The sequence below is a fragment of the Gilliamella sp. B2923 genome, assembly GCF_026536565.1.
Lineage (GTDB): Bacteria > Pseudomonadota > Gammaproteobacteria > Enterobacterales > Orbaceae > Gilliamella.
In genome coordinates, this window is record NZ_JAFNNZ010000031.1 from 1 (window position 1) to 2,992 (window position 2,992).

The following is a 2,992-nucleotide window of genomic DNA, read 5'->3' on the forward strand; positions in this document are numbered from 1 at the left end:
AATTTTTTATATTTATCAGAATAATTTGAATTTATCCTGTTTATTGGGGCATAAGCCCCTTTTTATGATTTTATTTTTTATAATTCCGCTAACTTTTCCTGCCAATATTCTTGATATTGTGGCAGGCGTTTTTGTGCTGTTTGGTACACCTGTTTTAGTTCAGTAGTATCGAGTTTTCTTTGTAGTGTCTCCATGGCATAATCTAGTTTTTTCTGCTGCATATATGCCATAAACAATAGTGAGGCATCATAGACTTCGCCCATATCCGGTGTGATTTTTTCAAGCTGTTTGATTGCCCGATAATTATCATCCTTATAAATCCCGGCTCCTAAAGCCTCATCTAAATACATTATACCGGGCTTAGATTTATCAATGTTTGGGCTTCCTTTTGGACTATCAAAGTAATAGTATTGTTTTCGCAGTGCGTATAATTTTTCTTTATCGGGCGCTTGTTTGTTCATTGCAACAGCAATCTTTGCAAAATCCATTACTCCATAAATTAGCTGAGCTTGGTTTTTAGCATAAATTCCCATACCCACTTGATAGGGGGTGCCACTGAAATCAATCACGACTTTTTTACCAAAACAGTAGGCTTGTTCAGTGCCCCAAATGATAACAGAGCGGACACCTATGTTATTTTGCACTTTATGAAATTGGATAATAGCGTCGAAAATGTAGGGATTAGTTATTGTTAATGGCGCAAAAATAACTGCTCTCCATGGGGAATCATAAGTTTCCAATTCTCTAACATCAAACCCGCGTTTTTTAGCTTGCAATGGTGTAATGATACAAGGTGGATTTTCGATAAAATCTTGCTCATTAATAATTAACGGTTCGGAATCGCTTTCTGGTTTAGGTGAGATATTATAAATAATTGGCTGACCGCTACCTTCTCCTTCTTTCTTAAGAGCTTCTAGGACTAAATTATGGAAATCTGCGTATATCAATTTTTCTTGTGGATCAGTCGCATTATTAAATAATTCTTTTAACTTTTTGAGACTATCACTAGGTTCACCAAAAAGATATTCCACTAAATAAGTCAATTTACAATATGGATTTTTGGGCTCGTTATTTCTGTAATAATCCGTCAAACTAGCTAAATTTTGCGGAATTTTATAAAATTGACTGGATAATTCAGATATAAATTGACAATGAGTTAATTGCAATAAAGCAATCGCAACCGCAGTTTCGGGCGTAATACCCCAATATTTTTCAAGAACAATGCCAAAATAACTTGCCAAATATTCATGGTCACCATCAGTTTCATTTGCAAATTTAATTGCCAAATCCATATGTTTTACATCCGTCATTGCCAGGGCAATAGCAGCAAATGTCCCGGCGACTGAATTATTCTCATCTTGTAGATCTCTGCTATGATGAAATTCATACATGGTTAAGTTAACAAACTCTCTTATTTTATCATGTAAACTTTCGTACATGGCTGCTTTACGGAAAAAGACATGTGAACAGCAAGCTATTCCCATACCTAGCTCATATTCTTCAAAGTCCTCATAGTCTTCAATGTATTTAGCAAATTCAGAATAGTATTCAGGCTTGGCAACAAAATAAATATTAAGCCAATGCCCCTCAAATATATTTGAATAACCTTTTGCCATTAAGTTATTTAAATAATCAAGCGCATCGGAATATGCCTGTTCACTTTCTTGTTTAAAGCGTAAGTAAATTTCACCACCCGTTGGCATGGCTCTGGCGATAATGGTGTCAGTTTCACAAAAAACATCAGTTTCAGTAAAAGTATCATAAAAACGTTCGGTTTCTGACTGATTGTCTGAATCGTCTTTTTTTCCTGGCTTGCTATCTCTAATGCCCAGCTTATCCCACGCTTGTTTTTGTAGAATTGCTGGTTCATATCCTTTATCAACTAAGTCTTGAATATATATATCAGCATATTTAAATCCAAAATTTTCCCATTTAAACTGTAAATAAACTAACCACCATTTTTTAAAATCAACATGGATGTGTTTCCTTAACAGAGAACGCCCTGTAGATTCAGCCTCTTTTTCACCTGAATAAAGATATTTTTTTAATAATGCTAAAATTCTATCGGTATCGTATTGCTCAATGATCCTATTATAAGCAAAATATTCTTCTACAGTGTCAGTTAGCAAATCTACATCATATTCATCTGATTGTTCGAGATATTTTAGGTCGCTTTCAAGCTCAAGTATCTTTGTTTGTCGGTAGGTTTGTTCTATTGGTGTCTCGATGAAAATATTGTCCTCATTGAAAAAAGCAATTCTAAAATAATGATCTGTAATACCTTCAAAAAAACCATTATCCAGCATTTTATGGAGTTTTTCGGTAAGTAGTGGGGTAAAATATTGATTATTTATCTGATCACTATATTGAGGCTCATTATACTCAATATCACTAATAGCAAATGATTGATAACTTTTTGGGTCTCTATCTCGATTTAAAGGGTATATTTTCAGATATTTTTCATCGAAGGTAATATAAAAACCATAAGTATGATTTGGTAATTTAAAAGCTGGAATATTATCTTCACCACCAGCTCGAATAGTGTCAACAATGTGTTGTAACGTGCTGGCTATTTTATCTGCCATTTGTACTGGATAATCGTTAAGATATTCTTCAGCCAGGCGATGAATTGAATCGGGACGGGTTTGATAATTGTCATAAATATATTTTAATGCTCCTTGAGCATAAAATTCTTTCACTACAATATTGGGATCTTTGATTGTTAGAAGATAGGTTATACAATCAAAATGCATTGGGGATATTATGTTGATGAATTTTGAAAAAATAACTTCAAGAGTATCTTTAACTAACGTTTGAAATACCTTAGTACTTGGACTCAACACTTTTAATTGTTCAAACGTCGCTTCGATATCGAACTGCTCACCTTGCTTTATATATTTCCGTAATAAAACTTTTAAGTTATCAAATTCTTGTTCTTGTGGTGTTTTGGTGACTGTCTCTTTTTTAATCGGGGCATTACTTTGTTTTGGTG

Annotated in this window: 1 protein-coding gene; it reads right to left on the minus strand. The window is 33.8% G+C overall.

The window, feature by feature from the left end; translation table 11 throughout:
* Positions 1–77 precede the first annotated feature (77 nt).
* Positions 78–2,992, minus strand: a 2,915-nt coding sequence (locus J3U42_RS12125; RefSeq protein ID WP_267336591.1) for a DUF6138 family protein, incomplete at its 5' end; no start/stop codon positions are given.